The sequence below is a fragment of the Stenotrophomonas sp. 2YAF22 genome (assembly GCF_052114665.1).
Classification (GTDB): Bacteria; Pseudomonadota; Gammaproteobacteria; order Xanthomonadales; family Xanthomonadaceae; genus Stenotrophomonas; species Stenotrophomonas indicatrix.
Map to the genome: position 1 here is coordinate 1 of NZ_JBFRFE010000394.1, position 4,084 is coordinate 4,084.

General features: G+C 67.3%; 3 protein-coding genes. 1 reads left to right on the plus strand and 2 read right to left on the minus strand.

Annotation, left to right across the window (positions count from 1 at the left end):
* Positions 1 to 110 precede the first annotated feature (110 nt).
* Together AB4Y84_RS15180 and rpoE are read right to left on the minus strand one after the other, a co-directional pair.
* Positions 111 to 986, minus strand: coding sequence for a sigma-E factor negative regulatory protein (locus AB4Y84_RS15180; protein WP_105164480.1), 876 nt, complete (start codon positions 984 to 986; stop codon positions 111 to 113).
* The gene (gene rpoE, locus AB4Y84_RS15185) at positions 983 to 1,603 is read right to left on the minus strand and encodes an RNA polymerase sigma factor RpoE (RefSeq protein ID WP_025877103.1); all 621 of its coding nucleotides are present in this window, start codon (positions 1,601 to 1,603) and stop codon (positions 983 to 985) included. The genes AB4Y84_RS15180 and rpoE overlap by 4 nt, the downstream gene beginning before the upstream one ends.
* A 235-nt stretch (positions 1,604 to 1,838) precedes the next feature.
* Between rpoE and AB4Y84_RS15190 the strand changes: the two genes are divergently transcribed.
* Complete coding sequence (locus tag AB4Y84_RS15190) at positions 1,839 to 3,902, plus strand: 3-hydroxyacyl-CoA dehydrogenase NAD-binding domain-containing protein (protein ID WP_442244622.1); 2,064 nt, start codon at positions 1,839 to 1,841, stop codon at positions 3,900 to 3,902.
* Positions 3,903 to 4,084: the final 182 nt, after the last annotated feature.

Here is a 4,084-nt window from a genome sequence, read left to right on the forward strand (position 1 = left end):
GGCCAATGGCATGCGTGCGGAGTCGGGGAGTCATCGGACGGCAACCTCCGGGTCGGATGGAAAGGGAAGGAAGCGCCCCGCCGACGGCGGGGCGTGGAACGGTACCCGGCTCAGTCGCGCGGGCGTTGCGACGCCGGCAGGTCGTCCTGCAGGCGTGGCTCGAACGGATAGAACGCAGCGCCACCGGCATGGGCCGGGAAACTGGCATTGAGGGCGCCACCGGCGGCGGGCGCCAGGCTGGAGCGCGGCCACGGCCGAGCCTGCAGATTGCCGACCTCGCCAAAGGGCAGAGTGCGCGCGCTACCGGCGGGCATGGTCGGGGTCAGCGGCGCCTGGCTGGCAACCGCGCGCAGCGGTGCGTCATCGCGCTGGGCCACGCGTGCGGCCTGCTGGCTGCGGGTGGCGCTGGCGCGGCGCACATCCTGGCGACGGCTGGCAGCGGCCATGGCCACCGCCGGCACGCTGGCCACGGCCATCGCAGCGGTGTCCACCGACGCCTCGGTAACGGCAGCCGGTTGCTCCGATGCCGGCGGCAACTGCGCCTGGCTGGCGATCACCTGCGGTGCAGAGACATCCACTGGCGGCGCCTCCTGCAGTTTTTCGCGGCCGACGAACAGCGCTACGGCAGCAACCGAAGCGGCCAGCGCACCGCCGCCCCATGCACGCCAACCACTACGGCGGGCCTGACGCTTCGGCTCGGCCAGCGGTGCGGGCTCGGCGGCGATGGCGGCAGCCACGGCGGCGCTGAAACCGGCCGGTGCCAGCAGCGACGCCTGGCCACGCATGACATCACCCAGCAGCTGCCAGCGTTCCTGGCAGCCAGCCAGTTCCGGATCGTGTTCCATGCGGCGCACCAGGAAGCGCGCCTCGTCTGCCCCCAGCTCGCCGTCGACCAGCGCCGACAACTGCTGGCGATGGCGTTCGTCCAGGCGTTGCCCGGCGGGAGACTGGTGGTTGTGCGATTCGTTGTTCGGAATGCGGGTCATATACGGCTCTTCTCGCGGGTGGCACTGCCGATGTCCAGCAGCGGCCGGAGTTCGGTGTCGATCGCCTCGCGCGCCCGGAAGATCCGTGAACGCACGGTGCCGATCGGGCACCCCATCTTCTGCGCGATTTCCTCGTAGCTCAGGCCTTCCACCTCGCGCAGGGTGATCGCCGACCGGAGTTCTTCCGGCAGCGCGTTGACGGCCTTCATCACCGTCTGTTCCAGTTCCTGGCGCATCAACTCGCGCTCGGGCGTATCGGTGTCGCGCAGGCGCGTGCCGCTGTCGAACTGCTCGGCGTCGCCGATGTCGATGTCATCGGTCGGCGGGCGGCGATTGTGCGAAGCCAGATGGTTTTTGGCGGTGTTCACGGCGATCCGATGCAACCAGGTTGAGAACTGGGCGTCGCCGCGGAAGCTTCCAATCGCACGGTATGCACGGATGAAAGTGTCCTGGGCCACGTCCTGACATTCACTCCAGTCGGCGATGTAGCGACCGACCAGGGCCACGACCCGATGCTGGTACTTGCGCACCAGGACATCGAAGGCGGCACTCTCGCCGTGCTGCACGCGCCGGACCAGTTCCAGATCCAGCTCCTGAGGTGTATCAACATCGGCCATGAGGGGCCGCACTCCTGTCAGCCCAACCGACGTCGGGCAATGAGACTGCCAATCCCGGGAAAAGTTCAGTCGCCGATCACCTGGCGCCGCACCAGCTTTTAACCACCGTTCCGTTAACGTTCCGGTCCAAGGCCTGCGATCCGGGGCGCCATACCCCTGCTATTGGGATTTGACGCGGGGGAAACAACCTCTGGATCATAGCCCCCTTCTCCATACACAACCGGATGGAACGTCCATGCTCTCAAGCTTCGATGGTCTCCGCTTCAGCCACTGGCACCCCGAGATCCGCGACGATGGCGTGGTGGTCCTCTCCCTGGATCGTCAGGACAGCAGTGTCAAYGCAATGTCGCAGGATGTCCTGCTGGAGCTGGGCGATCTGCTTGAGCGCATCGCCATGGACCCGCCCAAGGGCGTGGTGATCCAGTCGATCAAGAAGGCAGGCTTCATCGCCGGCGCCGACCTGAAGGAATTCCAGGAATTCGATCGCCGCGGCACCGTCAACGACGCCATCCGCCGCGGCCAGTCGACCTACCAGAAGCTGGCAGAACTGCCCTGCCCGACCGTGGCCGCCATCCATGGCCATTGCCTGGGCGGCGGTACCGAGCTGGCCCTGGCCTGCCGTTATCGCGTTGCATCCAATGACAGTTCCACCCGCATCGGCCTGCCGGAAACTCAGCTGGGCATCTTCCCGGGCTGGGGCGGCAGCGCGCGCCTGCCACAGCTGGTCGGCGCACCGGCGGCAATGGACATGATGCTGACCGGACGCACGCTGTCGGCCTCGGCCGCACGCGGCATCGGGCTGGTCGACAAGGTGGTGGCACCGGCCGTCGTGCTCGATACCGCCGTGGCGCTGGCACTGTCCGGCACCACCCGCCCGTTCAAGCAGCGTGCGCTGGCCTGGGCGACCAATACCTGGCCGGCGCGCCAGCTGCTGGCCCCGCAGATGGTCAAGCAGGTCGCACGCAAGGCGAAGAAGGACCAGTACCCGGCGCCGTATGCGTTGATCAGCACCTGGCAGCGCAGCGGCGGCAAGCCGGTGCAGGCACGCCTGGATGCCGAACGACGCGCCGTGGTGAAGCTGGCCAGCACGCCGACCGCGCGCAACCTGATCCGCATCTTCTTCCTCACCGAACGCCTGAAGGGCCTCGGTGGTGGCGATTCCGGCATCCGTAACGTGCACGTGGTCGGTGCCGGCGTGATGGGCGGTGACATTGCGGCGTGGGCGGCCTACAAGGGCTTCGACGTGACCCTGCAGGACCGCGAGCAGCGTTTCATCGATCCCGCCATGGAGCGTGCGCAGGCACTGTTTGCCAAGAAGGTGCGTGACGAGAGCAAGCGTCCGGCCGTCGCCGCGCGCCTGCGTGCGGACCTGGAAGGCAATGGCGTGGCGCAGGCCGATCTGGTCATCGAAGCGATCATCGAGAACCCGGAAGCCAAGCGTGCGCTGTACCAGACGCTGGAGCCGAAGATGAAGCTCGACGCGTTGCTGACCACCAACACCTCGTCGATTCCGCTGGTGGAACTGCGCGATCACATCCAGCGCCCGGCGCAGTTCGCCGGCCTGCATTACTTCAACCCGGTGGCACAGATGCCGCTGGTGGAGATCATCCATCACGACGGCATGGCGGCCGAAACCGAGCGTCGCCTGGCAGCCTTCTGCAAGGCGCTGGGCAAGTTCCCGGTGCCGGTGGCCGGCACGCCCGGCTTCCTGGTCAACCGCGTGCTGTTCCCGTACATGCTGGAAGCGGCCACCGCATACGCTGAAGGCATTCCGGGCCCGGTGATCGACAAGGCGGCGGTGAAGTTCGGCATGCCGATGGGCCCGATCGAACTGATCGACACCGTAGGCCTGGACGTGGCCGCTGGCGTGGGCAAGGAACTGGCCCCGTTCCTGGGCCTGCAGATTCCGGCGGCGCTGCAGACGGTGGAACCGGACAAGCGCGGCAAGAAGGATGGCCAAGGCATCTACACCTGGGAGAACGGCCGGGCCAAGAAGCCGGACGTGGCGCGCGACTACCAAGCGCCTGCCGATCTGGAAGATCGCCTGATCCTGCCGTTGTTGAACGAGGCGGTGGCGTGCCTGCACGAAGGCGTGGTGGCCGACGCGGACCTGCTGGACGCGGGCGTGATCTTCGGTACGGGCTTCGCACCGTTCCGCGGCGGTCCGATCCAGCACATCCGTGCGGTGGGTGCCGATGCCATCGTGGAGCGCCTGAAGGCGCTGCAGCAGCGTCACGGTGATCGCTTCGCACCGCGCCCGGGCTGGGACAACCCGGTCCTGCGCGAACCAGTGGTTTGATGTGATCAGCCGGGCCTGCGGCCCGGCACCCGCAGGCAACAGCAACAGCAACAGCCGAAGCCAGAGCCAGAGCCGGAGCAACAGCCGGCTCTGGCTTTTCTGTTTGTTGGGCGGGGCGATGTGAGTTGGCAGGACACGCCGTAAACCCATCCATGGGGGCTCGATGGCGCCATCCATGGCGC

What these genes read in the sequence shown, in the direction of transcription:
- rpoE (WP_025877103.1), bottom strand. Translation starts at nt 1,603, where the DNA reads ATGGCCGATGTTGATACACCTCAGGAGCTGGATCTGGAACTGGTCCGG.
- AB4Y84_RS15180 (WP_105164480.1), bottom strand. Translation starts at nt 986, where the DNA reads ATGACCCGCATTCCGAACAACGAATCGCACAACCACCAGTCTCCCGCC.